The organism is Burkholderiales bacterium (genome assembly GCA_015075645.1).
GTDB lineage: Bacteria > Pseudomonadota > Gammaproteobacteria > Burkholderiales > Casimicrobiaceae > VBCG01.
Genome location: JABTUF010000001.1, coordinates 670021 through 695954, shown reverse-complemented (window position 1 = coordinate 695954; position 25934 = coordinate 670021). Strand labels below are relative to the sequence as shown.

At 69.4% G+C, this 25934-nt stretch carries 27 protein-coding genes; 14 read left to right on the top strand and 13 right to left on the bottom strand.

Annotation, left to right across the window (positions count from 1 at the left end; all coding sequences use genetic code 11):
• Positions 1-53 precede the first annotated feature (53 nt).
• Positions 54-614, bottom strand: coding sequence for a hypothetical protein (locus HS109_03230; protein MBE7521380.1), 561 nt, complete (start codon positions 612-614; stop codon positions 54-56).
• Positions 615-988: 374 nt separating this feature from the next.
• Between HS109_03230 and HS109_03225 the strand changes: the two genes are divergently transcribed.
• Positions 989-1276 carry a co-chaperone GroES gene (locus tag HS109_03225; GenBank protein MBE7521379.1) on the top strand — a complete coding sequence of 96 codons (288 nt, stop codon included), beginning with the start codon at positions 989-991 and terminating at the stop codon, positions 1274-1276.
• 34 nt (positions 1277-1310) lie between these two features.
• On the top strand, positions 1311-2954 hold the full coding sequence (groL, locus tag HS109_03220) for a chaperonin GroEL (protein ID MBE7521378.1): 1644 nt from the start codon (positions 1311-1313) through the stop codon (positions 2952-2954).
• Between the two features lie 142 nt (positions 2955-3096).
• Here the strand turns inward: groL and HS109_03215 are convergent, their stop codons facing one another.
• Positions 3097-3477, bottom strand: a complete 381-nt coding sequence (locus HS109_03215; protein MBE7521377.1) for a hypothetical protein — start codon at positions 3475-3477, stop codon at positions 3097-3099.
• A gap of 473 nt (positions 3478-3950) precedes the next feature.
• Between HS109_03215 and HS109_03210 the strand changes: the two genes are divergently transcribed.
• From HS109_03210 to HS109_03185, 6 genes are all read left to right on the top strand, one after another.
• Positions 3951-4961 carry an ABC transporter permease subunit gene (locus HS109_03210; GenBank protein ID MBE7521376.1) on the top strand — a complete coding sequence of 337 codons (1011 nt, stop codon included), beginning with the start codon at positions 3951-3953 and terminating at the stop codon, positions 4959-4961.
• Complete coding sequence (locus tag HS109_03205) at positions 4958-5884, top strand: ABC transporter permease subunit (GenBank protein ID MBE7521375.1); 927 nt, start codon at positions 4958-4960, stop codon at positions 5882-5884. The genes HS109_03210 and HS109_03205 overlap by 4 nt, the downstream gene beginning before the upstream one ends.
• A gap of 4 nt (positions 5885-5888) precedes the next feature.
• Entirely contained in the window at positions 5889-6911 is a 1023-nt protein-coding gene (locus HS109_03200) for an ABC transporter ATP-binding protein (GenBank protein ID MBE7521374.1), read from the top strand.
• Positions 6908-7924: a dipeptide ABC transporter ATP-binding protein gene (locus tag HS109_03195; GenBank protein MBE7521373.1), complete on the top strand. Its 1017-nt coding sequence runs from the start codon at positions 6908-6910 to the stop codon at positions 7922-7924. The genes HS109_03200 and HS109_03195 overlap by 4 nt, the downstream gene beginning before the upstream one ends.
• A 55-nt stretch (positions 7925-7979) precedes the next feature.
• Complete coding sequence (locus tag HS109_03190) at positions 7980-9605, top strand: ABC transporter substrate-binding protein (protein MBE7521372.1); 1626 nt, start codon at positions 7980-7982, stop codon at positions 9603-9605.
• A gap of 269 nt (positions 9606-9874) precedes the next feature.
• On the top strand, positions 9875-10465 hold the full coding sequence (locus HS109_03185; protein MBE7521371.1) for a DUF2726 domain-containing protein: 591 nt from the start codon (positions 9875-9877) through the stop codon (positions 10463-10465).
• Between the two features lie 31 nt (positions 10466-10496).
• Here the strand turns inward: HS109_03185 and HS109_03180 are convergent, their stop codons facing one another.
• The 4 genes from HS109_03180 to HS109_03165 form a co-directional block, all read right to left on the bottom strand.
• A complete protein-coding gene (locus HS109_03180) occupies positions 10497-11543 on the bottom strand; it encodes a threonine dehydratase (GenBank protein ID MBE7521370.1) in 1047 nt (348 codons plus the stop codon).
• Between the two features lie 49 nt (positions 11544-11592).
• Positions 11593-11844 (bottom strand): GlsB/YeaQ/YmgE family stress response membrane protein, encoded by a 252-nt coding sequence (locus HS109_03175; protein ID MBE7521369.1) that lies wholly within the window; start codon positions 11842-11844, stop codon positions 11593-11595.
• Positions 11845-12066: 222 nt separating this feature from the next.
• Positions 12067-12408, bottom strand: a complete 342-nt coding sequence (locus HS109_03170) for a hypothetical protein (GenBank protein ID MBE7521368.1) — start codon at positions 12406-12408, stop codon at positions 12067-12069.
• 223 nt (positions 12409-12631) lie between these two features.
• Positions 12632-13696, bottom strand: a complete 1065-nt coding sequence (locus tag HS109_03165) for a fructose-bisphosphate aldolase class II (protein MBE7521367.1) — start codon at positions 13694-13696, stop codon at positions 12632-12634.
• A 148-nt stretch (positions 13697-13844) separates the two neighbouring features.
• On the opposite strand from HS109_03165, the gene HS109_03160 reads away from it, so the two are divergent.
• Entirely contained in the window at positions 13845-14903 is a 1059-nt protein-coding gene (locus tag HS109_03160) for an IS630 family transposase (GenBank protein MBE7521366.1), read from the top strand.
• A gap of 21 nt (positions 14904-14924) precedes the next feature.
• Here HS109_03160 and pyk read toward each other — a convergent pair whose 3' ends face one another.
• The 6 genes from pyk to tkt form a co-directional block, all read right to left on the bottom strand.
• Positions 14925-16352 (bottom strand): pyruvate kinase, encoded by a 1428-nt coding sequence (pyk, locus tag HS109_03155; GenBank protein MBE7521365.1) that lies wholly within the window; start codon positions 16350-16352, stop codon positions 14925-14927.
• Between the two features lie 97 nt (positions 16353-16449).
• The gene (locus tag HS109_03150; protein MBE7521364.1) at positions 16450-17640 is read right to left on the bottom strand and encodes a phosphoglycerate kinase; all 1191 of its coding nucleotides are present in this window, start codon (positions 17638-17640) and stop codon (positions 16450-16452) included.
• 34 nt (positions 17641-17674) lie between these two features.
• Positions 17675-18475, bottom strand: a complete 801-nt coding sequence (locus tag HS109_03145) for a sulfotransferase domain-containing protein (protein MBE7521363.1) — start codon at positions 18473-18475, stop codon at positions 17675-17677.
• Between the two features lie 69 nt (positions 18476-18544).
• On the bottom strand, positions 18545-19558 hold the full coding sequence (gap, locus tag HS109_03140) for a type I glyceraldehyde-3-phosphate dehydrogenase (GenBank protein MBE7521362.1): 1014 nt from the start codon (positions 19556-19558) through the stop codon (positions 18545-18547).
• Positions 19559-19571: 13 nt separating this feature from the next.
• Positions 19572-20126 (bottom strand): GNAT family N-acetyltransferase, encoded by a 555-nt coding sequence (locus tag HS109_03135; GenBank protein MBE7521361.1) that lies wholly within the window; start codon positions 20124-20126, stop codon positions 19572-19574.
• Positions 20123-22153: a transketolase gene (tkt, locus tag HS109_03130; GenBank protein ID MBE7521360.1), complete on the bottom strand. Its 2031-nt coding sequence runs from the start codon at positions 22151-22153 to the stop codon at positions 20123-20125. Before tkt ends, HS109_03135 begins: the two co-directional genes overlap by 4 nt.
• Before the next feature lie 279 nt (positions 22154-22432).
• Here tkt and speD point away from each other — a divergent pair, with 279 nt between their 5' ends.
• The 3 genes from speD to HS109_03115 all read left to right on the top strand — a co-directional run bounded on the left by speD (position 22433) and on the right by HS109_03115 (position 24037).
• Positions 22433-22798: an adenosylmethionine decarboxylase gene (gene speD, locus HS109_03125; protein MBE7521359.1), complete on the top strand. Its 366-nt coding sequence runs from the start codon at positions 22433-22435 to the stop codon at positions 22796-22798.
• Complete coding sequence (speE, locus tag HS109_03120) at positions 22791-23663, top strand: polyamine aminopropyltransferase (GenBank protein ID MBE7521358.1); 873 nt, start codon at positions 22791-22793, stop codon at positions 23661-23663. Before speD ends, speE begins: the two co-directional genes overlap by 8 nt.
• Before the next feature lie 122 nt (positions 23664-23785).
• Positions 23786-24037: a hypothetical protein gene (locus HS109_03115; GenBank protein ID MBE7521357.1), complete on the top strand. Its 252-nt coding sequence runs from the start codon at positions 23786-23788 to the stop codon at positions 24035-24037.
• Positions 24038-24117: 80 nt separating this feature from the next.
• On the opposite strand, the gene HS109_03110 is transcribed toward HS109_03115, so the two are convergent.
• On the bottom strand, positions 24118-24780 hold the full coding sequence (locus HS109_03110; protein ID MBE7521356.1) for a hypothetical protein: 663 nt from the start codon (positions 24778-24780) through the stop codon (positions 24118-24120).
• 265 nt (positions 24781-25045) lie between these two features.
• On the opposite strand from HS109_03110, the gene soxY reads away from it, so the two are divergent.
• Positions 25046-25522, top strand: a complete 477-nt coding sequence (gene soxY, locus HS109_03105) for a thiosulfate oxidation carrier protein SoxY (protein ID MBE7521355.1) — start codon at positions 25046-25048, stop codon at positions 25520-25522.
• Between the two features lie 61 nt (positions 25523-25583).
• Positions 25584-25895, top strand: coding sequence for a thiosulfate oxidation carrier complex protein SoxZ (gene soxZ / locus HS109_03100; GenBank protein MBE7521354.1), 312 nt, complete (start codon positions 25584-25586; stop codon positions 25893-25895).
• Positions 25896-25934: the final 39 nt, after the last annotated feature.

Here is a 25934-nt window from a genome sequence, read left to right as displayed (position 1 = left end):
CGAGTCTGACCCCTTTGACGAGCAATCGAGTCTGACCCCTTCGACCTTCGACATCAGTGCAACGGACGGCGCGCGGCCGGCGGGCGAGGCGGATCCGGCGGCGTCGCGACGCGCACGAAGCGCGTCTCGCGCTCCGATTCGACGGTCGCGGTGAAGCCGTGTTCGGCGAGCAGGTGCGCGAGAGCAGCGGCCGAGCGGGCGGCCCGGCGTACGCGCATCTGACGGGTCTTGCGCCCGGTGGAGGTCGAGAAGAGCGCCTTCAGCATCGCTCGGCCGTGGCCCTTGCCGCGCAGGTGCGCCTCGAGGCCGGTGAGCCAGAGTTCGTAGCCGTCGTCGATCGCGCGGAAGAGACCGAAGCCCACCGGCGGTTCGCTTCCGGCGGTCTCGTCCGCCCAGTAGACGTAGCCCGGAACCGCGACGGTCCGTACCGTGCGTGTCGAGGCGTCCTCGACGACGAAATAGCCCGTCTTCAGCGCCTGGCGGAGTTCCGCGAAGAAGCGCGTCGCGGCCGGGGAGTCCCAGGCGAGCGCCGGGTCGAACGCGCCGTCGCGGGCGGCGTCGCGGATCAGCGAACGCAGCATCGCGAGGTGGCCGATGTGGGCGGGTCGAAGCATGATGCGGGCATCCGTCGGGCGATACGCACGCTAACGTGCGCCCGGGGGAATCGGGGCTTCGGGCTTACGGAATGCCAGCCGGGGCGGATGGACGGTTGGCGCGGCATCGCCGGAGGACCGGATCGGCATGCGAGTTTCGCCGCCGTTCCCACATGGGGATTTTCGTATCGCCGGTTGAGCGGCGCCGGCGGCGCCGTACGAACCGGCTGCTCCAACGGTTGATATTTCCCCGCACTCACCCATATAATTGGCACTCGTTGCGGTCGAGTGCTAACAACATCGATCGTTTCGCTGGCGAGCGTCCCGGGGAAACCCGCTGGGCGCGCCTCAAATTACTGATTGTCAATCGAAACTATCAGGAGTGAGCGCTTACCATGAAGCTTCGTCCCTTGCATGACCGGATCATCGTCAAGCGGCTGGAAGAGGAAAGGAAATCCGCCGGCGGCATCGTGATTCCCGACACCGCGGCCGAGAAGCCCTCGATGGGTGAAGTCGTCGCGGCGGGCCCCGGCAAGCTCGACGACCACGGCAAGCTGGTCCCGATGGGCGTCAAGGTCGGCGAGAAGATCCTCTTCGGCAAGTACTCGGGCCAGGAATTCAAGATGGACGGCCACGACTACCTCCACATGCGCGAAGACGACGTCATCGGCGTCGTCGCCTGATCGCCCCCCACACGAATCCCAGGAGAGCTAGAACATGGCAGCCAAGGATGTCCGTTTCGGCGAAAACGTCCGGAACAAGATGGTCAACGGCGTCAACGTCCTCGCGAACGCCGTCAAGGTGACGCTCGGCCCGAAGGGCCGCAACGTCGTGCTCGAGCGCAGCTTCGGCGCGCCGACGATCACGAAGGACGGCGTCTCGGTCGCGAAGGAGATCGAACTCAAGGACAAGTTCGAGAACATGGGCGCGCAGATGGTGAAGGAAGTCGCGTCCAAGACCTCGGATGTCGCCGGTGACGGCACGACGACCGCGACGGTGCTCGCGCAGTCGATCGTCGCCGAAGGCATGAAGTTCGTCGCCGCCGGCATGAACCCGATGGACCTGAAGCGCGGCATCGACAAGGCCGTCGTCTCGGTCGTCGACGAGCTGAAGAAGATCAGCAAGCCCTGCTCGACGTCGAAGGAGATCGCGCAGGTCGGCTCGATCTCGGCGAACGCCGACGAGTCGATCGGCAAGACGATCGCCGAGGCGATGGACAAGGTCGGCAAGGAAGGCGTGATCACCGTCGAGGACGGCAAGGGCCTCGAGAACGAACTGGACCTGGTCGAGGGGATGCAGTTCGACCGCGGCTACATCTCGCCCTACTTCATCAACAATCCCGACAAGCAGACCGCGGTCCTCGAAGACCCGTACATCCTGCTGCACGACAAGAAGGTCAGCAACATCCGCGAACTGCTGCCGGTGCTCGAGCAGGTCGCGAAGGCGGGCAAGCCGCTCCTCATCATCGCCGAGGACGTCGACGGCGAGGCGCTCGCGACGCTGGTCGTGAACAACATCCGCGGGATCCTCAAGACCGTCGCGGTCAAGGCACCGGGCTTCGGCGACCGCCGCAAGGCGATGCTGGAAGACATCGCGATCCTGACCAACGGGACCGTGATCGCGGAAGAACTCGGCCTCAAGCTCGAGAACGCGACGATCAAGGATCTCGGCCGCGCGAAGCGCATCGAAGTCGCGAAGGAAGACACCACGATCATCGACGGCGCCGGCGAGAAGGCGTCGATCGAGGCCCGCGTCAAGAACATCCGCAAGCAGATCGAGGAAGCGACCTCCGACTACGACAAGGAGAAGCTGCAGGAGCGCGTGGCGAAGCTCGCCGGCGGCGTCGCGGTCATCAAGGTCGGCGCGGCCACCGAAGTCGAGATGAAGGAGAAGAAGGCCCGGGTCGAGGACGCGCTGCACGCGACCCGCGCGGCGGTCGAGGAAGGCATCGTCCCCGGCGGCGGCGTGGCGTACATCCGCGCGCGGCAGCACCTCAAGAGCCTGAAGGGCGCGAATCCGGACCAGGACGCCGGCATCAAGATCGTGCTCCGCGCGGTCGAGGAGCCGTTGCGCATGATCGTGGCGAACGCCGGCGAGGAGCCGTCGGTCGTCGTGAACAAGATCGTCGAGGGCAAGGGCAACTTCGGCTTCAACGCAGCCACCGGCGCGTACGGCGACCTGGTCGAGATGGGCGTGCTCGATCCGACCAAGGTCACCCGCTACGCGCTGCAGAACGCGGCCTCGGTCGCCTCGCTGATGCTGACGACCGACGCGATGGTCGCCGAACTGCCCAAGGACGAGAAGCCGATGGGCGGCGGAGGCATGGGCGGCATGGGCGGCATGGGCGACATGGACATGTAGTTCAGTTGTCAGTTGACAGTTGACAGGAGTCAGCAAAGACTCCCTGTCCGCAGCTCCAGGTAGGATGCGAAGCCCGGCGATGAGCCGGGCTTCGTCCATCTGGCGGGCGGCCATCGGTCTCGCGACCGGCGGCCTGCGCCCGTTACGCGCCCTGCCAGAGCATCTCGTAGCCCAGCTCCCGGCTTTCGGTGCACATCGACGCCAGCGCCGCGAACTTCTCCTTGAAGATCCGGTCGGCGTGCGAGCGCTCGTGCTCCTCGAACGATCGCCAGTAGGTGACGATCGCGAGGTGCGCTTCGGCCGGCTTCACGCCGCCGAGCGAGCCTTCCGGCGAGGCGAAGCCCGAGAACCTGAACACCTGGCCGCCGCAGAAGCCGCCCTTGTCGCCGCGGTAGGTTTCCTTGACGACGTGGCACATCTCGCCGACCGCGAGTTCCACGTCCTCCATCGCGACGCCGGGCTTGAGCTTGACGGTGTTGAACAGCATCCTGGCCCCGAACGGGACCGAAAGGGCATCGAACATTGCTTGCTCCGTGAAGATCGGGGGCAGGCTGCAAGTATGCACCCGTCGACAGGGCAAGCCGTCGGGCACGACCGGCACGATCCTGTTGCCGCTGGCGACCCTGGCGCGGATCACCCGCTTTCCCGGCGGACGATCTTCCGCCGGACGGCATTCGCCACCGGCCATCGACGCTCGCCATCCGGACGGTGGCCCAACCGTGCCCCTCCATCGGCGCTCAATGTGCCTTGGTCGCGGATGGACCTGGGTCGATCCCAAGGGGGCCCAACCGCGCCCCTCCATCGGCGCTCAATGCGCCGCCACCGGAAACACCGCCGCATCTGTCCCCTGTCCTCTGACTCCTGTCTCCTGTTGTGGCACCATGCGCCTCCGGCGCCCCCCAGTGCAAAAGTAGGGTCAGACTCGACTTTTCGCGAACGGCATGCGCCGCTGGGTACGCGTCCCGAAAATCGAGTCTGACCCTACTTTTGCCCGACGTGCTGCGCTTCATCCTCACCCGCGCCTCCCTCGTCATCCCGACCTTCATCGGGATGACGCTGCTCGCGTTCTTCCTGATCCGGCTCGTGCCCGGCGATCCGATCGAGACGATGGCCGGCGAGCGCGGCATCGACGAGGCGCGACACGCGGCGCTGCTCGAGGAATACGGACTCGACCGGCCGGTGCTCGTCCAGTACGGCATCTACGTCGGGCGAGTGCTGCGCGGCGACCTCGGGCGTTCGATGATCACGCACGAGCCGGTGGTCAAGGAGTTCGTGGCGCTCTTCCCGGCGACGATCGAACTCGCGCTCTGCGCGATCGCGTTCGCGCTCGCAATCGGCATTCCCGCAGGCATGGTCGCCGCGGTGCGGCGAAACTCGATCTTCGACCACGGCGTGATGGGCGCCTCCCTCACGGGCTACTCGATGCCGATCTTCTGGTGGGGGCTCCTGCTGATCCTGCTGTTCTCGGTGCAGCTCGGCTGGACCCCGGTGTCGGGCCGCATCGACGTCCGGTACTTCGTCGAGCCGGTCACCGGATTCCTCACGATCGACTCGCTCCTGTCCGACGAGCAGGGCGCGTTCCGCTCGACCGTCATGCACCTCGTCCTGCCGGCGATCGTGCTCGGCACCAATCCGCTCGCGGTCATCGCGCGCATGACGCGCAGCTCGATGCTCGAGGTGCTGGGCGAGGACTACATCCGAACCGCGCGCGCGAAGGGCCTGCCCGCGCGTCGCGTCATCGCGCTGCACGCGTTCCGCAATGCGCTGATCCCCGTCATCACGGTGATCGGATTGCAGGTCGGCGTGCTGTTCACCGGCGCGATCCTCACCGAGACGATCTTCTCGTGGCCGGGCGTGGGCAAATGGCTGATCGAGGCGATCAACCGCCGCGACTACCCGGTGCTGCAGGGCGGACTGCTGCTGCTGGGCGTGGTCGTCATGCTCGTCAATCTGGCGGTCGATGTCGCCTACGGCGTCATCAATCCGCGCATCCGGCACGCGAAATGACCCCCGCAAGCATCGCGCACGACGAGGTCGGCGCAGGACGGGCTTCCGCCGGGGTCGGCGCGCCGCCCGGGCCGCTCTCCGAGTTCTGGGGCTACTTCAGCGCCAACCGCGGCGCGCTCGCGGGGCTCGCGATCGTCGTCGCCGTGCTGCTGATGGCGGCGTTCGCGAACCTGCTCGCGCCGTACCCGCCCGACCTCACGAACAATGCGATGTTCCTGAAACCGCCGGCGTGGCAGGAGGGCGGGAGCTGGGCCTACCCGCTCGGCACCGACGCGATCGGGCGGGACATGCTCTCGCGGCTCATCCACGGCGCGCGCCTGTCGCTCCTGATCGGCATGGCGGTCGTCGCGATCTCGATCGTGACCGGCATCGTGCTCGGGCTCGTCGCCGGCTACGCGCGCGGCGTCACCGAGATCGCGATCATGCGGCTGATGGACATCATCCTGACGCTGCCCTCGCTGCTGCTCGCGATCGTCATCGTCGCGATCCTGGGCCCGGGGCTGATGAACGCGATGCTCGCGGTCGCGGTCGTCGTGCTGCCGCACTACGTGCGCATCACGCGCGCCTCGGTGATCGCCGAGATGTCGCGTGACTACGTGACCGCCGCCCGCGCGACCGGCGCGGGACGCGTGCGCCTGATGATGAGCGAGGTGCTGCCGAACTGCGCGGCGCCGCTGATCGTGCAGGCGACGCTCGGCGTGTCGACGGCGATCCTCGACGCCGCGGCGCTCGGGTTCCTCGGGCTGGGGGCGCAGCCGCCGTCGCCCGAATGGGGCACGATGCTCGCCGACGCGCGCGAGTTCGTGCTGCGCGCCTGGTGGGTCGTGACCTTCCCGGGCGTGATGATTCTCGTGACCGTGCTCGCGTTCAACCTGCTGGGCGACGGGTTGCGCGACGCGCTCGACCCGAAGCTCAAGCGCTGAGCCCATGGCCCTGGTCGAGATCGAGGACCTGCACGTCGAGTTCCCGTCGCACGCGGGGGTGATGCGTGCGGTCGAGGGCGTGAGCCTCTCGCTCGACGAAGGCGAGGTGCTGGGCATCGTCGGCGAGTCGGGCTCCGGCAAGAGCGTGACGATGCTCGCGCTGATGGGGCTCGTCGCCGCGCCGGGCCGCGTGCGCGCGAAGCGGCTCGCCTTCGCCGGGCGCGACCTGCTCCGCGCCAGCGAGCGCGAGCGGCGCGCGATCGTCGGCAAGGAGGTCGCGATGATCTTCCAGGAGCCGACGACGAGTCTCAATCCCTGCTTCACCGTCGGCTTCCAGTTGACCGAGACCTTGCGCCTGCACCTCGGCATGGACGGCCGCGCGGCGCGCCATCGCGCGGTCGAGTTGCTGGAGCAGGTCGGCATTCCGGCGGCGGGCTCGCGCCTGAAGGACTTCCCGCACCAGATGTCCGGCGGCATGAACCAGCGCGTGATGATCGCGATGGCGATCGCCTGCAATCCGCGACTCCTGATCGCCGACGAGCCGACGACCGCGCTCGACGTCACGATCCAGGCGCAGATCCTCGACCTCCTGCGCGAACTGCAGCGCTCGCGCGGCATGTCGCTCGTGCTCGTCACGCACAACATGGGCGTGGTCGCCGACATGGCGCGACGGGTCGCCGTGATGTACGCGGGACAGGTGCTCGAGGAGCGCACCGCCGACGACCTCTTCACGGAGCCGCAGCATCCGTACACGGCGGCGCTGCTCGCCGCGATGCCGGAGCGCAGCACCGGCCACGCGCGGCTCGCGACGATCCCCGGCGTCGTGCCGGGGCTCTACGATCGGCCGTCCGGCTGCCTGTTCGCGCCGCGCTGCGCGTTCGCGACGAAGCGCTGCGTCGGCGAGCGCCCGTCGCTCCGCGATTGGCGCGCGGGCCGCGTGCGCTGCCATTACCCGATGGGCGAGGCCGGCCGCGACGGCGCCATCGCACGCGACGGGGTGGTCGGGATCGAGGAGGCGGACGCATGAGCGCGCCGGCGCCATCGTCGGCAGCCGCGGCGCGTGCGCCGGCCGTGGCCGCGCGCGACATCACGCGTGTCTACGAGATCCGACGCGGCGCGTTGCGCGAACGCGCGCGCCTGCAGGCGGTCGGCGGCGTCACGTTCACCGTCGAGGCCGGCCGCACGCTCGCGGTCGTCGGCGAATCGGGGTGCGGCAAGTCGACCCTCGCGCGCGTGATCTCGCTGATCGAGTCGCCGACCTCCGGCGAATTCGTCCTGAACGGCGTCGATGCCGTCCGGGCGGGTCCGGACGAGCGGCGGGCGTTGCGCACGTCGGTGCAGATGGTGTTCCAGAATCCCTACGGCTCGCTCAACCCGCGCAAGAAGATCGGCGCGATCCTCGAGGCGCCGCTCGAGATCAACACGACGCTCGCCCCGGCCGAGCGCGCGGAACGCGCGAAGGCGATGCTCGCGCGCGTGGGGCTGCGCCCCGAGCACTACGTCCGCTATCCGCACATGTTCTCCGGCGGCCAGCGGCAGCGCATCGCGATCGCCCGCGCGCTGATGCTCTCGCCTTCGCTCGTCGTCGCCGACGAGCCTGTCTCCGCGCTCGACGTGTCGGTGCAGGCGCAGGTGCTGAACCTGATGGCCGACCTGCAGGACGAACTCGGACTCGCCTACCTGTTCATCTCGCACGATCTCGGCGTCGTGCGGCACATCGCCGACGACGTCCTGGTGATGTACCTCGGGCTCGCGATGGAGCAGGGGCCGGTCGCGGCGATCTTCGAGCGCTCGCTGCACCCGTACACGCAGGCGCTGCTCGCGTCCGTCCCGGCGATGGCCGGAGCCGCCCGGACCCGGCGGGCGCCGCTGGCCGGCGAGTTGCCCTCCCCATTGAACCCGCCCGCAGGTTGTGTATTCTCCACGCGCTGCCCGCACGCCGAGGCGCGCTGCCATGCCGAGCGCCCCGCCGCGCGGCCGATCGACGATCGGCGGGTGGCCTGCCACTTCGCCGAACGATTCACCCTGGCCCGGACCTGACGGACGGCAACCGACCGATCCGCGCGTCCCGAGGGCCTCATCCCTGGAGGTAGCAATGAAGCCAGTCCGCCCGGCCCGCCGAGCCCGCCTCGCCGGCGCCGTCCTCGCCACCCTCGCGATCCCCGCGCTCTTCGCGGCGGGCCCCCTCGCGGCCAAGACACTCGTCTACTGCTCGGAAGGGAGCCCCGAGAACTTCTACCCGGCGGTCAACACGACCGGGACGTCGTTCGACGCGAACAGCCAGATCTACAGCCGCATCGTCGATTTCGAGCGCGGCGGCACGAGCGTCGTCCCGGGCCTCGCGCAGAAGTGGGAGATCTCGCCCGACGGCACCGTGTACACGTTCCACCTGCGCAAGGGCGTCAAGTGGCACAACCACCGCGACTGGAAGCCCACGCGCGACCTGAACGCCGACGACATCATCTTCAGCATCGAGCGCCAGTGGAAGGAGTCGAACCCGTACTTCAAGGTGACGAGTTCGAACCACTCCTACTTCAACGACATGGGCCTGCCCAAGCTCCTGAAGTCGGTGGAGAAGGTCGACGACTACACGGTGCGCATCACGCTCAACCGCCCCGAGGCGCCGTTCCTCTCCGATCTCGCGATGGAGTACGCCGGGATCCAGTCGAAGGAGTACGCCGATGCGATGCTGAAGGCCGGCACGCCCGAGAAGATCGACCAGGAACCGATCGGCACCGGGCCGTACTACCTGGTGCGCTACATCAAGGACGCGATCATCCGCTACAAGGCGTTCCCGCAGTTCTGGGGCGGCAAGGCGAAGATCGACGACCTGATCTTCGCGATCACGCCCGACGCGTCGGTCCGCTGGGCGAAGCTCCAGAAGGGCGAGTGCCACGTGATGCCCTATCCGAATCCGGCCGACCTCGAGGCGATGCGGAAGGATCCGAACGTCAAGGTGCTCGAACAGCCGGGGCTGAACGTCGGCTACCTCGCCTACAACACCCAGAAGAAGCCGTTCGACGACGTGCGCGTGCGCAAGGCCGTCAACATGGCGATCAACAAGAAGGCGATCATCGACGCGGTGTACCTGTCGGCCGGCATCCCGGCGACCAATCCGATTCCGCCGACGATGTGGTCGTACAACAAGTCGATCAAGGACGATCCGTACGATCCGGCCGCGGCGAAGAAGCTGCTCGCCGAAGCCGGATTCCCGAACGGCTTCACGACCGATCTGTGGGCGATGCCGGTGCAGCGTCCGTACAACCCGAACGCGCGCCGCATCGCCGAACTGATGCAGGCGGACCTCGCCAAGGTCGGCATCAAGGCCGAGATCAAGAGCTTCGAGTGGGGCGAGTACCGCAAGCGCATGCAGGCGGGCGAGCACCAGATGGGGATGCTCGGCTGGACCGGCGACAACGGCGATCCGGACAACTTCCTGCACACGCTCCTGGGCTGCGACGCCGCGAAGACCAACGGCAGCAACGTGGCGAAGTTCTGCTACCAGCCGTTCGAGGAACTCGTGCTGAAGGCGAAGACGGTCTCGAGCCAGAAGGAGCGCACCCCGCTCTACGAGAAGGCTCAGGTGATCTTCAAGGAGCAGGCGCCCTGGTTCACGATCGCGCACGCGGTGCAGTTGAAGCCGGTCCGCAAGGAAGTGATCGACTTCAAGCTCTCGCCGTTCGGCCGGCACACGTTCTACGGCGTCGACATCAAGGAGTAGAGGGGCAGGAAGGGGTGCGGAGGCGTCCTCCGCACCCCCGTCCGCATCCCTTGGGGGAAGCAGGGTCAGACTCGACGTTCCGGGTGCCCTGGGAACGGGGCGCTGGCGTCGGCGGAAAGTCGAGTCTGACCCTGCATTTCGCTACTTTCCCCGCCGTCTCCCCGGTTGGGTTAGACTTCGCCGTCCGGCCCGAAAGGACGGGAAAACAAGGACGTAGAAGGGAGACTTCGCGCAGGGCACGATCGCTGTCACAAGCGCGCGTCGACAACATGACCTCGGGCATCCTGTTCGCCCTCGCGATCGCCGCGCTGTCGGTGGCGGTGATCGTCGGGCTCGTGCGGCGCAGCCGCGGCGAGGGCCCCGCCACGCGCGGCGGGCTCGACTCGCCGAACACGGTCGCGCAGTGGACCGAAGGCGAGACCACGCGCCTTTTGTCCTCGGCCGAACTGCCGGGTCTCTACCTGCTGCGCCCGCGCTTCCTGTCGAAGGCCGAGAACGTCGTGTTCCTGCTGCTCCGGGCGGCGTTTCCGCGCCACGAGATCTTCGCGAAGATCCGGCTCGCCGACGTGCTGCAGGTGAAGATCGGGCCGCAGGGAATGGAACGCCTGCGCGCCTTCCGCAAGATCGCGAACCAGCACGTCGGCTTCGTCGTGTGCGACAAGGACATGACGATCGTCGCGATCGTCGACGCGAAGGAACCCGAGCAGGTCACCAACCCGCGCGACCAGAAGCTCGAGTTTATCAAGCAGCGCTGCCTGCAGGCCGCGCAGGTCAAGTACATCGCGATCTATCCGCCGCAGCTCCCGCGTTACCGGGAGCTGCGCGAACAGGTCCTCGGACCGGCGGCCGACCTCGTCTGACGCGCGCGTCGCTGCGCCGGACGGCGGCTCCTCAGCCGCCCAGGATCCGCGCGTAGGCCGCGCGATCGACGTTGCCCCCGGACAGCACGACCGCGCAGCGCCTGCCCTCGCGCTCCGGGTCGGCGAGTAGCGCCGCGAGCGCCGCCGCGCCCGCTCCTTCGGCGACCTGGTGCGTGTCGTCGAACAGCGCGCGCATCGCGCCGGCGACCGCTTCGTCGTCGACCTCGACCACGTCGTGCGCGCCGCGCCACAGGATGTCGAGCGCCGCGGCCACCGGAACGCGCACCGCCATGCCGTCGGCCATCGTGTCGGCGCTCGGCGTCTCGATCGCGCGCCGCGCGCGAAACGACTGCGCGTAGGCGTTCGCCCGTGTCGACACGACGCCGATGATCTTCGTGGCGAGTCCGAGCGCGTCGCGCGCCGCGATCAGGCCGCAGGCGCCCGAGCCGCAGCCGATCGGCACGTAGACGCGGTCGAGCCGCTCGACCGCGCGGAAGAGTTCGAGCGCGTAGGTGGCGACGCCGGCGACGAGCGGCCGGTCGAAGGGGCCGACGAACACGTAGCCGCGGTCCTTCGCGAGCGCGTGCGCATGCACGCGGGCCTCGTCGAAATCGCGCCCGTGCTCGACCAGTTCGGCGCCGAAGGCGCGCATCGCGGCGTTCTTCGACGCCGAATTGCCGTGCGGCACGACGATCGTGCATGCGAAGCCGTGCCTCGCGGCCGCGTAGGCGAGGCTCTGGCCGTGGTTGCCGCGCGTGGCGCTGCACACGCCCGCCGGGCGCGGGGACGCCGACGCGAGCTGCGCGAGCAGGTTGAGCCCGCCGCGCACCTTGAACGCGCCGGTCGGCGTGTGGTTCTCGTGCTTGACCCAGACCTCCGCGTTCGCGCGCCGGCGGACGAGCGGCCATGCGATCTGCGGCGTGGGCGCCATCGCCGCGTAGACGCGGCGGGCGGCGGCCTCGATCTCCGCGAGGGAAGGCGAGGCAGCGTCGCTTCGCCGGCGAGGGGCCCCGCGAGCCGGGGATCGACGGCGAGGGGTGGCGATCGCCGCCGGCGGCCGGCTCGATTCGCCAGGCATTACGTCATGCGCTCGAGGAGGGCGCGCGGTCGCCGACCCCCGACTGGGGTCACTTCGCGAGGAACGTGAGGTAGACCCACAGGAGGAGCAGCGAGCCGATCACCGACATGATGAATCCGGCCGTGCGGAACTTGCCGTCGGGCGACTTCGAGAAGAGGCCGCCGATGATGCCCCCGACCACCGAGCCGCCGATGCCGAGCAGCGTGGTCATCCAGAAGCCGAGGTTGATCGCTCCCGGATAGAAGAAACGGGCGATGAGGCCCACGATGAATCCGACGATGATCATCCACACGATGCTCATGATGCCCATGACGGCCTCTCCGAACGTTTCGAAATGCGACGGCGGCGACCACCGCGCTGTTCGCCGATGCTAGCACGCGGCGGCGACCAGGGCGCGCTCGCGCGGCACGGCGGTTGCGATCGATCGCCATCGACGCCGGTCGATCGGTCGGCGCGGTCCTGCTCGCTTCGTGCGCAACCGTCCGCGCGGACGCGCGCGATCGAAGCTCCGTCGCCGCGAGCGCTACCGCTCGGGCGGCGCGGCCCCGCCGGTCGCAGCGGCGGCCGCGTCGTCGAGCATGTAGCGCAGGCACTCCTTGACGCCGACCGCCGACAGCGCTTCGCCCGGTCGCGGCGTCAGCGCAAGCACCGTTGCATCGCCGTCGAGCCGCGTCTCGCACGCGTCAATCTTCGCGCATTCGCCGGAGGGACACGACCACCAGCTCGTGCGGCGGCAGGCGCAGATCCGGTCGAAGATAGCCTGCTCGTCCCGCTCGGCGGTCACGATCCGCACCAGGAGTCCATCGCCCCGCTGTTCGACCCTGAAATCCATCGCCCCTCCTTCGCGGCGCGCGCCGCGCGGCATTCGCGCACTCTATGCCTGCCTGGGGCACCGTTCAATAGGCGTTCCCGTGCCGGTCGGTGAACGCGCCGCGCCTCGGGACGACGGACATCGGCGGGGCCGCAATCCGCCGATGCGGCGCGTCGAGGGTCGGGTTCCCGGACGAAGAGTGCTGCCGCGGACGGGCGGCGACCGGCGGGACGTCGCGATCCGCTGCAGGCGCGCCTGAATCGTCCGGTGCGGACGATCAGTTCACGATCTGGCGCAGTTCGCCCGACTTGTAGCGGCTCGCGATCTTCTCGAGCGGCACCGGCACGATCTTCGAGCCCATGCCGGCGCAGCCGAACTGCTCGTAGCGTGCCTTGCAGATCGCCTTCGCCGCCTCGCGCGCGGGCTTGAGGTAGTCGCGCGGGTCGAACGCCGAGGGCTTGTCGCGGAGGAACTTGCGGATCGCGGCGGTCATCGCGAGCCGGATGTCGGTGTCGATGTTCACCTTGCGCACGCCGTGCCTGATTCCTTCCTGGATCTCCTCGACCGGCACGCCGTAGGTCTCCTTCATCTCGCCGCCGTTCTCGCGGATGATCGCGAGGAGATCCTGCGGCACCGAGGAACTGCCGTGCATGACGAGGTGCGTGTTGGGGATGCGCGCGTGGATCGCCTTGATGCGGTCGATCGCGAGGATGTCGCCGGTCGGCTTGCGCGAGAACTTGTAGGCGCCGTGCGAGGTGCCGATCGCGATCGCGAGCGCGTCGAGTTGCGTGCGCTTCACGAAATCGGCGGCCTGGTCCGGGTCGGTCAAGAGCATCTCGCGCGTCATCGTGCCTTCCGCGCCGTGGCCGTCTTCCTTGTCGCCGCGCATCGTCTCGAGCGACCCGAGGCAGCCCAGTTCGCCCTCGACGGTGACGCCGATCGCGTGCGCCATGTCGACGACTTTGCGCGTGACGTCGAGGTTGTAGTCGTAGCTCGCGATCGTCTTGCCGTCGGCCTGCAGCGAGCCGTCCATCATCACGCTGGTGAAGCCCAGCTTGATCGCGGAGGCGCAGACCTCCGGCGACTGGCCGTGGTCCTGGTGCATCACGACCGGGATCCGCGGATAGCTCTCGACCGCGGCTTCGATCAGGTGCCGCAGGAAGATCTCGCCCGCGTACTTCCGCGCGCCGGCGGACGCCTGCATGATCACCGGGCTGTCGGTCTCGGCGGCGGCGGCCATGATCGCCTGCACCTGCTCGAGATTGTTGACGTTGAACGCGGGCAGTCCGTAGCCGTGGTCGGCCGCGTGGTCGAGGAGCTGGCGCATCGAGACGAGGGGCATGGGGGCCTCCGAAGGTCGCGTTCGGAAAGCCCCGATTCTAACCTCGCGGCGCGGCGCGGCGCGGCCCGCCCGGTGCGGCGCGGGCGCTAGTGTTTCGTCACGTAAATAATGTTATTATTGGTCATATGCACTTGCGGAGGCAAGGTCCATGGCCAATCATGCGCGGCGGATCGAATTGACGGCATCTGACAGAGCGGAACTGGAGCGCCTGCAGCGATCGTCGGCGGGCCCTGCCGGACCGAGTCGCCGGGCGCGAGCCGTATTGCTCTTGGCCGACGAAACAACGGGAGCCGAGGTGGCGCGGCGTACCGGCTACACGTCGGTGCAGATCAGCCGGATTCGCCGCCGCTTCGTCGAGGACGGGCTGACCGGATTGATTGACCGTCCGCGTTCGGGTCGCCCGCCGCAACTCACCGAGGCCAAGCGAGCGCGCATCGTCGCGCTGACGCTCAAGGCGCCACCCAAGGGTCTGACGCACTGGAGCACCCGGGAGATCGCCGAACGGGTCGGCGTTTCCCATGCCACGGTGCATCGAATCTGGCAAGCCCATGCGCTGCAGCCCCATCGGGTCGAAACCTTCAAGTTCACGACCGATCCGCAGGCCGAAGCCAAGATCCGCGATGTGGTTGGCCTCTACCTCAATCCGCCAACCAACGCCGTGGTGCTCAGCGTCGATGAGAAGACCCAGATCCAGGCGCTCGAGCGGACTCAGCCATTGCTGCCCTTGCGGCCCAATCTGCCGGCCCGGCAGACCCACGATTACCATCGCCACGGCCTCACCAGCCTCTACGCTGCCCTCGAAGTTGCGTCGGGGCGGGTCCTCGGCGAATGCTCCGAACGCCACACCGGCGCTGATTTCCTGCGCTTCCTCAAGGGTGTGAGCCGGCGCTATCGCGGACGTGAACTGCACGTGATTCTGGACAACTCCTCCACCCACTCGACCCCCGACGTACGCGATTGGCTGGAGAAGCACCCTAACGTCTGCTTCCACTTCACCCCGACCGGGGCCTCCTGGCTCAACATGGTCGAGGCATGGTTCGGCATCCTGACCCGCAAGTCCGTACGCCGCGGCTCCTTCGCTTCCGTCAAGGACCTTGTCCGGCATATCGGCAACTACATCGCGCATTGGAATGAGCACCCGACACCATTCGTGTGGACAAAGTCCCCCGCGGCGATCATTCGCAAGGCCGTACGTCGTGGGCGTTAACATGACTTCGGCGACACAACACTAGGACCGGTGTTCGCCGACCCGCACCAGCTTCATCGTGTTGGTGCCGCCGGACTTGCCCATCGGCTCGCCGATGCTGAGCACCACGAGGTCGCCCTTGCGGACCTCGCCGCGCGCGACGAGCAGCGCCTCGGCGGCGAGCAGCACCGCGTCGCGATCCTCGCTCTGCTCGAGGAAGAGCGTCTGGACGTTGCGGTAGAGCGCCATCTTGCGCTGCGACGCCACCTCGGGCGTGAGCGCGTAGATCGGCACGCCCGCGTTGTGGCGCGACATCCACAGCGCGGTCGAGCCCGACTGGGTGAGCGAGGCGATCGCCTTCGCCTTCAGGTGGAACGCGGTGAAGAGCGTCGCCATCGCGATCGACTGGTCGATCCGAGTGAACGTCTGGTTCATGAAGTCGCGGTCGAGCACGACGGCGTCGCTCTTCTCGGCCTCGGCGCAGACCTGCGCCATCGTCTCGACCGTCTCCACCGGGTAGCGGCCGGCGGCGGTCTCCGCCGAGAGCATCACCGCATCGGTGCCGTCGAGCACCGCGTTCGCGACGTCCGAGACTTCGGCGCGCGTCGGCACCGGGGCGTGGATCATCGATTCCATCATCTGCGTCGCGGTGATCGTGAGCTTGTTGCGCTCGCGCGCGAGCCGGATCATCCGCTTCTGCAGGCCGGGCACGGCGGCGTTGCCCACCTCGACCGCGAGGTCGCCGCGCGCGACCATGATGCCGTCGGAGGCCTCGATGATCTCCTCCAGCGCGCCGATCGCCTCCGCGCGCTCGATCTTGGCGATCAGGAGCGCGCGGCCGTTCGCGGCGCGCAGGAGCTGGCGCGCCATGTACATGTCCTCCTTGTTCTTCGGGAACGACACGGCGAGGTAGTCGGCCTCGAGGCTCGCCGCCGTCTTCATGTCGTCCATGTCCTTCGCGGTCAGCGCCGGCGCCGTGAGGCCGCCGCCGAGGCGGTTGATGCCCTTGTTGTTCGAGAGCACGCCGCCCAGCACGACGCGCGTCACGATGCGCGGGCCGCTGACCGACTCGACCTGGAGGCGGATGAGTCCGTCGTCGAGGAGCAGGATCGAGCCCGGCGACACGTCGCGCGGCAGCTCCTTGTAGTCGAGTCCGACGCCGGTCGCGTCGCCGAGGTCGCGGGTCGCGTCGAGCACGAAGCTCGCACCGGCCGCGATCGTGGCCCGTCCGTCGGCGAACTTGCCGATGCGGATCTTCGGGCCCTGCAGGTCCGCCATGATCGCGACCTCGCGGCCGAGATCCCTGGCGGCCCGTCGCACCCGCGCCGCGCGCTCGACGTGGTCGGAGGCATGTCCGTGCGAGAAATTGAGGCGCACGCAGTCGACGCCGGCCGCGAGCATCCGCGACAGGACGGCGGGGTCGGCGCAGGCCGGTCCCAGCGTGGCGACGATCTTGGTGGCGCGTTGCATCGGATCCTTGCCGGTGGCTGTGGGGTTCCGTGCGATGGTACGGGAAACGGCGGGGACACGGCATCCCGGCGCCGGAAGGAGGGTGCGGATACGCCGCTCAGTTCGCCGCGCCGGCCCGCTCTTCGAGCACGGCCACGGCCGGCAGAGTCCGGCCTTCGAGGAATTCGAGGAAGGCGCCTCCGGCGGTCGAGATGTAGCCGATCCGCTCGGCGACGCCGAAGCGGTGGATCGCGGCGATCGTGTCGCCGCCGCCGGCGATCGAGAACGCCGGCGACGACGCGATGGCGCGCGCGACCTCCCGCGTGCCGTTGGCGAACGCGTCGAACTCGAACACGCCGACCGGGCCGTTCCAGACGATCGTGCCGGCCTTCGCGAGGATCGTCTTCAACACGGCGACGCTGGTCGGGCCGATGTCGAGGATGCGATCGTCCTCGTCGAGGTCCTCGAGCGCCTTGAGCGTGGCCGGCGCGTCGGCCGAGAAGCTCTTCGCGACCACCGCGTCGACCGGAACCGGCACCTTGCCCGGCCAGCGGTCGAGGATCGCCCTCGCGGCGCCGGCGAGGTTCGGCTCGGCGAGCGACGCGCCGATCTTCCCGCCCGCCGCGAGGATGAACGTGTTGGCGATGCCGCCGCCGACGACGAGCGCGTCGACCTTCGCGGCGAGCGATTCCAGGATGGTGAGCTTGGTCGACACCTTGGCGCCGGCGACGATGGCCACGAGCGGCCGCTTCGGGTCGGAGAGCGCGCGCCCGAGCGCGTCGAGTTCCGCCGCCATCAGCGGCCCCGCGCACGCCACCTTCGCGAAGCGGGCGATGCCGTGCGTGGTCGCCTCGGCGCGGTGCGCGGTGCCGAACGCGTCGTTGACGTACACGTCGCACAGCGCGGCCAGCTTGCGCGCGAGCGACTCGTCGTCGCTCTTCTCGCCACGGTTCACGCGGCAGTTCTCGAGCAGCACGAGGTCGCCGGCCTTCATCGCCGTGTGCCATGCGCCGCCGTCCACCCAGTCACGCACCAGGGGCACCGGCCGGCCGAGCAACTCGGCCAGGCGCGCGGCGACCGGCGCGAGCGAATCTTTCGGCTCGAGCGTTCCCTCGGCCGGCCGGCCGAGGTGCGAGGTGACCATGACCGCCGCACCGCGCGCGAGCGCGTCGCGGATGCCCGGCAGCGACGCGCGGATCCGCGTGTCGTCGGTGATGCGACCGGCGTCGTCCTGCGGCACGTTGAGGTCGGCGCGCACGAACACGCGCTTGCCGGCGACGTCGACGTCGTGGAGCCGAAGGAAGGTCATGGTCGTGGGGCGTGCGGGAGGGGCGGCGCCCATCTTACAGCGACGGACCGGTCCAGGGCCGCGTGAACTCGCATCCGCGCGCGGCCTCGCAGGCGTCGATCCACGCCACATCGTCGGCGGAGAGGTAGTCGCGGTAGCCGCCGACCTTCCCCTTGCGCACCTTGAACGACTCGGGATCCGACCCGGTGGCCGCCCGCAGCGCCGGCGAGCGGTAGCGGCCGTCGGCCTCGGCCTGCCGCAGGTTGTCGAAGCGCGCGAACCGGATCGCCTCGTCGAGCGTGGCCTCGGGCACCTCGCGTGCGCCGAGGAATTCGAGCACGCGGCGCAGCGCCGGCGCGGGATCCGCGTGCAGTGCTTCGTAGCGCAGGAACGCGAACTCGCGCGGGACGTCGCGGGCTTCGTGCCACTGACGATAGAAGGTCAGCACCTTCTCGACGCCGAAGCGCTCGTCGCGGACGAACGCGGCGATCGGGCCGCTGAACTCGCCGATGCGCCGCGTGGCGTGGAAGTAGGCGGAGACGAGCGTGTCGCGCACGTCGCGGCCGACGAGCAGCACGCGCTTCGTGCGGAACGCCGACTTGTCGGGCGTGAGGTCGCGCGAGGTCCGGTTGCCCATCATGCCCGACCCGTCGTGGTCGAATCCCAGCGCGGGGAGGCCCAGGGCGGCGACCAGGTGCTCGGTGTCGAGCACGCGTTCCGGCGGCAGGCGGTAGTGGTCGACGAGCGCCTTGCCGACGAGCGCGCGCAGCCAGGTGCGCCCGACCTTCGGATACGACACGACGTAGGTGTCGGCCTGCGGACGGGGCGCGCCCCGGATCGTGCGGATGAGCGCCACGGCGGGGTCAGCGTGGAACGCGGGCCAGCGCGCGCCCGCGTCGCGGCGCGGCGATGCACGCGGGCACGGCTACTTCGCCTGCATCAGCGCGACCGTCGTGTCGAGCATCCGGTTGCTGAAGCCCCACTCGTTGTCGTACCAGGCCGAAACCTTGACGAGCCGCCCGGAGACCTTGGTCAGCGTGGCGTCGAAGGTCGAGGACGCCGGATCGTGGTTGAAGTCCGACGACACGAGCGGCGCCTTGCTGTAATTCAGAACGCCCTTCAACGGCGCCGACTCGGAGGCCGCCTTCATGATCGCGTTGACCTCGTCGGCCGTGGTGTCGCGCGCCGCGATGAACGTCAGGTCGACGATCGAGACGTTGATCGTCGGCACGCGGATCGCGTAGCCGTCGAGCTTGCCGTTCAGTTCGGGCATCACCAGTCCGACGGCCGCCGCGGCGCCGGTCTTCGTCGGGATCATGTTCATCGCCGCCGCGCGCGCGCGGCGCAGGTCCTCGTGGTAGACGTCGGAGAGGACCTGGTCGTTGGTGTAGGCATGCACCGTGGTCATGAGGCCGGTCACGAGTCCGATCTTCTCGTTCAGCGGCTTCACCAGCGGCGCGAGGCAGTTGGTCGTGCAGGACGCGTTGCTGACGACGGTGTGCGAGGCCTCGAGCGCCTGGTGGTTGACGCCGTAGACGATCGTCGCGTCGACGTCCTTGCCGCCGGGCGCCGAGATGATCACCTTCTTCGCGCCGCCCCGAAGGTGCGCGGAGGCCTTCTCCTTGGTCGTGAAGAACCCGGTGGACTCGAGCACCACGTCGACGCCGAGCGTCGACCACGGGAGCTGCGCCGGATCGCGCTGGGCGAACACGCGGATGCGGTCGCCGTTCACGACCATCGCGTCGCCGTCGACCTCGACCTTGCCCGGGAAGCGCCCGTGCGCCGTGTCGTGGCGGGTCAGGTGCGCGTTGGTCTCGGGGCTGCCGAGATCGTTGATCGCGACGATCGCGATGTCGTGCTTCTTCCCGTCCTCGTAGTGGGCGCGCAGGATGTTGCGCCCGATGCGTCCGTACCCGTTGATCGCCACCTTGATCGTCATCGCGTTCTCCGTGTCAGTGCAATCGCTTCAGTCCCGCCGCGGCGGTGAGTGCGCCGAGGTCGCGCCAGCCATAGCCCGCCTCGACGAGCGGCGCGCCATCCCATTCGAACGGCTGCTCGACGACGAGTTCCGCCCCGAGCGATTCGCAGAACCTTCGCGCGCCGGCGCTCCCCGCGAGCACCCAGACGATCATGCCGCGGGCGCCGTGCGCCGCACGCTCGGCGGCGATCGTGCCGGCGAGGCGCCGGCCGAGGCCCTGGCGCTGCCAGTCGCGCGCCAGGTAGATCGCGGAGAGTTCGGCGTCGAAGCCGTGCTTCGCCTCGGCGAGCGCGTTGCCCGCGGCGAATCCGCCGACGCCCTGCGCGCCTTCGGCCACGAACACGCTGGCGCGGTCGGTGGGCGCGGCGAGCGCGCGTTGCCACAGCGGGAGGCTCTCCTCGAGGCTCATCGCGTCGAGCGACTTCTGCGGCACGAGCCCGCGGTAGGCCTGCCGCCAGCCGTCGATGCGCACGCGCGCGATCGCCTCGGCGTCCGCGGCGGTGGCCCGCCGGATCGTGACGCCGTTCACGCCGCGACGACGCGCCGGACGGCATCGGCGACGTGCTCCGCGGTGATGCCGAAGTGCTTGAACAGCACGCCGGCAGGCGCCGATTCGCCGAAGCAGTCGATGCCGACCACCGCGCAGGCGGGATCGTCGGCCGCGCCCACGTACTTGCGCCAGAAGTCGGTCACGCCCGCCTCGACCGCGACGCGCGGCACCCCGCGCGGCAGCACGCCCGCGCGATACGCCGTGTCCTGCCGGTCGAACGCCTCGGTGCACGGCATCGAGACGACCCGCACCGCGACGCCTTCCTTCGTCAGGGCGTCCCGGGCCGCGAGCGCGAGCGGCACCTCCGACCCGGTCGCGATCACGACCGCGCGCTTCGACCCCGTTCCGAAGTCGGCGAGCACGTAGCCGCCCTTGGCGATCGCGACGAGGCCCGCGGCATCGTGCGGGGCCGGCGCGACGTTCTGGCGCGTGAACAGGAGGGCGCTGGGGCCGTCGGCGCGCGCGATCGCCGCGACCCAGGCGGCGGCACTCTCGGCGGCGTCGCAGGGGCGCCACACGTCGAGGTTCGGAATGAGCCGCAGGCTCGACGCGTGCTCGACCGACTGGTGGGTCGGCCCGTCCTCGCCCAGGCCGATCGAATCGTGCGTGTAGACCGCGACCGCGCGGAGCCGCATGAGCGCGGCCATGCGCAACGCGTTCCGCGCGTAGTCCGAGAAGGTGAGGAAGGTCCCGTGGAACGGCAGGAACCCGCCGTGCAATGCCAATCCGTTGGCGATCGCGGTCATCGCGAACTCGCGCACGCCGTAGTTCACGTAGTTGCCCGGCGTGTCGCGGGTGACGGCGACGCTCTTCGACCAGTTGGTGAACACCGAGCCGGTGAGATCCGCCGAGCCGCCGATCATCTCGGGCAGCATCGCGGCGCAGGCCTCGATCGCCTGCTGCGAGGCCTTGCGGGTCGCGATCGTCTCGGCCTTCGCGGCCTGCGAGGCCACGAAGGCCGAAGCGCGCGTCGCGAAGTCGACGGGGAGGCGGCCCGCCATGCGCCGCTCGAACTCGGCGGCGAGCGCGGGATGCGCCGCCCGGTACGCGTCGAAGCGCGTGCGCCAGTCCGCCACGGCCTTCGCGCCGCGCGCACGCGCGTCGAAGCCCGCGTAGACCGCATCGGGGACGACGAACGGCGCGTGGCTCCAGCCGAGCGCCGCGCGGGTGGCGGCGTTCTCCTTCTCGCCCAGCGGCGCGCCGTGCGCCTCGGCGGTCCCCGCCTTGTGCGGCGAGCCCTTGCCGATCGTGGTGCGGCAGCAGACGAGCGTCGGGCGGTCCGCGACTTCGCGCGCCTCGCGCAACGCGCGGTCGACGGCCGCGACATCGTGGCCGTCGACGCCGCGGATCACGTGCCAGCCGTAGGCCTCGAAACGCGCGGGTGTGTCGTCGGTGAACCAGCCGCCGACCGCGCCGTCGATCGAGATGCCGTTGTCGTCGTAGATCGCGCAGAGCTTGCCGAGGCCCCAGGTGCCGGCGAGCGACGAGGCCTCGTGCGACACGCCTTCCATCAGACAGCCGTCTCCGACGAAGACCCAGGTGCGGTGGTCGACGATGTCGTGGCCGGGCCGGTTGAACTCCGCGGCGAGCAGGCGCTCCGCGAGCGCCATGCCGACCGCGTTCGCGAGTCCCTGCCCGAGCGGGCCGGTCGTGGTCTCGACGCCGGGCGTGACGTGCACCTCGGGATGGCCGGGCGTCTTCGAATGCAGCTGGCGGAAGCGCTTCAGCTCGTCGATCGGAAGCGCGTAGCCCGACAGGTGGAGGAGCGCGTACTGCAGCATCGAACCGTGCCCGTTCGACAGCACGAAGCGGTCGCGATCGGCCCACGCGGGTTCGGCCGGGTGATGCTTCAGGTGCCCGCGCCACAGCGCGAGCGCCACCTCGGCCATGCCCATCGGCATGCCGGGGTGGCCGCTCTTCGCGGCGTCCACGGCGTCCATCGCGAGCGCGCGGATCGCGTTGGCGAGTTCGGGTTCGGAGGCGGGCTTCGTGACGGGTGTCGACATCGCGGGATCGGGGAGACGCGGACCTGCGTCCAAGCGACGCGGCCGCGGAGGGAAAAGACTTGGAATTATCGCAAAAAACCACGAAATTGTGCAATAATGACGCGTTTGGCCGTGAACGACCGGTCGTTTCCGCGACGCGGCGTCTGTCCGACATGCGATGGGGTGCCCTTCCTTCCGCGCGAGCGGAGGCGGGGCGTTTCCTTTTTTGGGGGTGTTCCGGCGCCGAACCGCGCGAAATCGGCGCAATGGCCCGGGACCGCACTGTTCGAGGAGACGGCGATGGACGGAATCCATCTGTTGGGCGAGTGGTACGACTGTCCGGCGGACCGGCCGGAAATGACCCGTGCGGACGCGCTGCGACGCCGCTGTCTCGAAGCCGTCGAGGCGTCGGGACTCACGATCGTCGGCGAACGGTTCCACCAGTTCGACCCGCAGGGCGTGACCGGCGCGGTGATCCTCGCGGAGTCGCACCTCGCCATTCACACCTGGCCCGAGATGGGCTCGGTGACCGTCGACGTGTACGTCTGCAACTTCACGACCGACAACACGAACAAGGCGCGGCGCCTGTTCGCCGAACTCGAGCGCTCGTTCGATCCGGGACGCACGCGCTTCCAGGCGATCCAGCGCGGGGGGGCGGATGGCTGAACCGGAGGGCGACCTCGCGCCCGGCGTGATGACCGAGTATCTCGCCGATGGCTGGGGTTACTTCGTCAAGTCGAGCCGCGCGTTCGAGCGCTTCCGCTCGCCCTGGCAGGCCATCGAGGTCCACGACAGCGTGCCGTTCGGCAAGCTGTTCCGCCTCGACGGCCACTTCATGACGAGCGAGAAGGACGAGTTCTTCTACCACGAGAACCTCGTCCACCTCGCGGGCGTCGCCCATCCGGCACCGGAGCGCGCGCTCATCGTCGGCGGCGGCGACGGCGGATCGGCCGAGGAACTCTTCAAGTACGCGTCGATGCGCAAGGTGACGCTCGCGGAGATCGACGTCGCGGTCGTCGACATCGCGCGCAAGTACCTGCGCTCGGTGCACCGCGGGAGCCTCGACGATCCGCGCCTCGAGCTTCGCATCGGCGACGGATTCGCGTACGTGCGCGAGACGGCCGAGACCTTCGATCTCATCGTGCTCGACCTGACCGACCCGGGCGGCCCGTCGCTCGACCTCTACACGCCCGAGTTCTACCGCGCGTGCGCGTCCCGACTGACGCCGGCCGGCGCGATGACGATGCACATCGCGAGCCCGGTCGCCCAGCCCGAGCGCATCCGCCGGGTGCTCACCGACCTGCGCTCGGCGTTCGGGATCGTGACGCCCTACCTGGTGTCGGTGCCGCTCTACGGCGGGCTGTGGATGATGGCGTGCTGCTCGGCGACGCTCGATCCGCGCAAGCTCTCGGCGCCGGAGATCGACCGGCGGATCGCGCAGCGCGGGCTCACCGATCTGCGCTACTACAACGGCGAGATGCACCGCGCGGCGCTCGCGTTGCCGAACTTCGTCCGCGCGCTCGTCAGCTGACCGGTCAACGCGGCGGCGGTCCCGCACGTTCTGGCCACGACGCGCCCCGGCTTGAATCGCTGCCCGGCCGGCCGCATCTGGTGGATGTGGATACCCCTGCCGACTTCCGGGTCACTGACCGCATGACGCTCACCGACGCGGTGGGCGGCGCGGACTTCGTGCTGATCGACGACGTGGTGTTCGAGACCGAATACCTGCGGGTGCCCGACGAGGACACGCACGCCGACGACGTCGTGCTCGAGGCGAAGCACGGTGAGGTCGAGGTCGCGCTCATCCGTTCCGACTTCGACGGCGCCGAGCACCTGGGCGACGGCGTCTACCGGCTCGCCAACGGACACCGGCTCCGCTTCCTGTCGACCGCGACGGTCCATTGATTCGATCGCGCCCGCGCACGCGGGCGCCGCGCCGCGACCGCCCACGATAGGGCGGCGCGGTGCGCCCTATCGTGTCCCGGTCAGAGCACGGCCAGCACGAACGTGTAGCCCGCGGCGAGCGCTCCCGGCTCGCGCCCCGCGACCGGCTTCGGCGCGATCAGCAGGCGCTCGCGCTCGCGCGAGAACATGCCGGCGAATCCGCGCTCGGCGGCCTCGCCCTCGAGGTAGAGCTGCGTGGTGAGCCTGCGGTGGCCCGGGTGGGAGATACGGAAGTGCAGGTGCGGCGGACGGCTCGCGTAGGCGACCGGCCGCATCGCGACGAACCCGTAGCGGCCCTCCGCCCCCGCAACCGCGCGTCCGTACCCCTGGAAGTCCTCGTCCTCGCCGGCCGGGCCGCCGACGTGGTGGTAGCGGCCGTGGATGTCGCACTGCCACAGCTCGAGCACCGCGCCTTCGAGCGGGATGCCGTCGACGCCGACAACCCGTCCCGAGAGATGGAGCGGCGCGCCTTGCGCGAGGCGATCACGCCCCGCGACGCGCATGAGGTCGAAGTCCGCGTCGGAGGGGATGCTGCGCGGATAGAACGGGCCTTCCGCGTCCTGCGGCGTCGGGGCGAGGCGCTGCGGCTGAGCGCCTGCGCGTCCCGGCGCGAGCGAGGCGAGCGGCAGGGCCGCACCGGCCGCGAGCATGCCCAGCGTGCGGCGGCGGCGCGCCAACGGGACATCGGGGTCGTGGGTGTGCATGGAGTCTCCTCGTCCTCGGACCGGCGGAGGCCCGTGGAGTTTCGCCGGCCGGATCCCGTCCGGCAGTGTCGCACCGAAGGGCGCTGCGTGCTTCGGCGCACGTGGGCCTCCGCCCGAAGGTCGACCCGAGCGGGGTTTCCGCCGTGTAGAATCGATTGGCAGCCGGCGGCCGAAACCCTGGCCGGCAGGGGTGCCGGGATCATCGGCGTATCCCCAATCGTCGTGCGGCATGGGACACGAGGCAGGACCAATCCGGGAGGCGGTGATGGATGCAGGACGCAGGGATGCATTGAAGGCCGGCGGCGGCGCCACGCTGCTGACGCTGCTCGCGGCCGCGGGATGGCTCGCGCCGGGCGACGCGCTGGCGCAGGGCGCGTGGAATCAGGCGGCGTTCGAGACCAAGACGCTCGACGAGACGGTCAAGGCGCTGGGCGGGACCGCGCCCGCGCAGAGCAAGGACATCGCGTTCGTCTCGACGCCGGACATCGCCGAGAACGGCGCGGTGGTGCCTATCGGCGTCGCGAGTTCGATCCCGAACACCGAGGCGATCGCGATCCTCGTCGAGAAGAACCCGAACATGCTGGCCGCGATCTTCGACATTCCGGCGGGCACCGAGCCCGCGATCACCACGCGCATCAAGATGGGCCAGAGCAGCAACGTCTACGCGCTGGTTCGCGCGGGCGGCAAGTATCACGTCGCGTCGAAGGAGATCAAGGTCACGCTCGGCGGCTGCGGCGGTTGAGTGCCGCCTCCGCGAATCGCAGGGTGAACGCCGGCCCTCCGGCGCAACGATGAGGTGAATCATGGCTGATCCGATGAAGATCCGCGCCAACCTGGTCGGCGACAAGACCGAGGTCAAGGTGCTCATGAGCCACGAGATGGAGACCGGCCAGCGCAAGGATGCGCAGGGCAAGGTGATCCCCGCGTGGTTCATCCAGACGGTCAACGCGACCTGGAACGGCAAGACGGTGCTCACGGCGCAGTGGGGCCCGGCGATCGCGAAGAATCCGTTCCTGTCGTTCAGGTTCAAGGGGGGCGCGAAGGGCGACAAGGTGCAGGTCGCCTGGGTCGACAACCGCGGCGACAAGCGCAGCGACGAGGCCACGATCGCCTGACGCCGCTGCCGCGCCCGATGCCGGACATCACGACGCGCG

What these genes read in the sequence shown, in the direction of transcription:
- HS109_03230 (MBE7521380.1), bottom strand. Translation starts at nt 614, where the DNA reads ATGCTTCGACCCGCCCACATCGGCCACCTCGCGATGCTGCGTTCGCTG.
- HS109_03225 (MBE7521379.1), top strand. Translation starts at nt 989, where the DNA reads ATGAAGCTTCGTCCCTTGCATGACCGGATCATCGTCAAGCGGCTGGAA.
- groL (MBE7521378.1), top strand. Translation starts at nt 1,311, where the DNA reads ATGGCAGCCAAGGATGTCCGTTTCGGCGAAAACGTCCGGAACAAGATG.
- HS109_03215 (MBE7521377.1), bottom strand. Translation starts at nt 3,477, where the DNA reads ATGTTCGATGCCCTTTCGGTCCCGTTCGGGGCCAGGATGCTGTTCAAC.
- HS109_03205 (MBE7521375.1), top strand. Translation starts at nt 4,958, where the DNA reads ATGACCCCCGCAAGCATCGCGCACGACGAGGTCGGCGCAGGACGGGCT.
- HS109_03200 (MBE7521374.1), top strand. Translation starts at nt 5,889, where the DNA reads ATGGCCCTGGTCGAGATCGAGGACCTGCACGTCGAGTTCCCGTCGCAC.
- HS109_03195 (MBE7521373.1), top strand. Translation starts at nt 6,908, where the DNA reads ATGAGCGCGCCGGCGCCATCGTCGGCAGCCGCGGCGCGTGCGCCGGCC.
- HS109_03190 (MBE7521372.1), top strand. Translation starts at nt 7,980, where the DNA reads ATGAAGCCAGTCCGCCCGGCCCGCCGAGCCCGCCTCGCCGGCGCCGTC.
- HS109_03185 (MBE7521371.1), top strand. Translation starts at nt 9,875, where the DNA reads ATGACCTCGGGCATCCTGTTCGCCCTCGCGATCGCCGCGCTGTCGGTG.
- HS109_03180 (MBE7521370.1), bottom strand. Translation starts at nt 11,543, where the DNA reads ATGCCTGGCGAATCGAGCCGGCCGCCGGCGGCGATCGCCACCCCTCGC.
- HS109_03175 (MBE7521369.1), bottom strand. Translation starts at nt 11,844, where the DNA reads ATGAGCATCGTGTGGATGATCATCGTCGGATTCATCGTGGGCCTCATC.
- HS109_03170 (MBE7521368.1), bottom strand. Translation starts at nt 12,408, where the DNA reads ATGCCGCGCGGCGCGCGCCGCGAAGGAGGGGCGATGGATTTCAGGGTC.
- HS109_03165 (MBE7521367.1), bottom strand. Translation starts at nt 13,696, where the DNA reads ATGCCCCTCGTCTCGATGCGCCAGCTCCTCGACCACGCGGCCGACCAC.
- HS109_03160 (MBE7521366.1), top strand. Translation starts at nt 13,845, where the DNA reads ATGGCCAATCATGCGCGGCGGATCGAATTGACGGCATCTGACAGAGCG.
- pyk (MBE7521365.1), bottom strand. Translation starts at nt 16,352, where the DNA reads ATGCAACGCGCCACCAAGATCGTCGCCACGCTGGGACCGGCCTGCGCC.
- HS109_03150 (MBE7521364.1), bottom strand. Translation starts at nt 17,640, where the DNA reads ATGACCTTCCTTCGGCTCCACGACGTCGACGTCGCCGGCAAGCGCGTG.
- gap (MBE7521362.1), bottom strand. Translation starts at nt 19,558, where the DNA reads ATGACGATCAAGGTGGCGATCAACGGGTACGGACGCATCGGGCGCAAC.
- tkt (MBE7521360.1), bottom strand. Translation starts at nt 22,153, where the DNA reads ATGTCGACACCCGTCACGAAGCCCGCCTCCGAACCCGAACTCGCCAAC.
- speD (MBE7521359.1), top strand. Translation starts at nt 22,433, where the DNA reads ATGGACGGAATCCATCTGTTGGGCGAGTGGTACGACTGTCCGGCGGAC.
- speE (MBE7521358.1), top strand. Translation starts at nt 22,791, where the DNA reads ATGGCTGAACCGGAGGGCGACCTCGCGCCCGGCGTGATGACCGAGTAT.
- HS109_03115 (MBE7521357.1), top strand. Translation starts at nt 23,786, where the DNA reads ATGACGCTCACCGACGCGGTGGGCGGCGCGGACTTCGTGCTGATCGAC.
- HS109_03110 (MBE7521356.1), bottom strand. Translation starts at nt 24,780, where the DNA reads ATGCACACCCACGACCCCGATGTCCCGTTGGCGCGCCGCCGCCGCACG.
- soxY (MBE7521355.1), top strand. Translation starts at nt 25,046, where the DNA reads ATGGATGCAGGACGCAGGGATGCATTGAAGGCCGGCGGCGGCGCCACG.
- soxZ (MBE7521354.1), top strand. Translation starts at nt 25,584, where the DNA reads ATGGCTGATCCGATGAAGATCCGCGCCAACCTGGTCGGCGACAAGACC.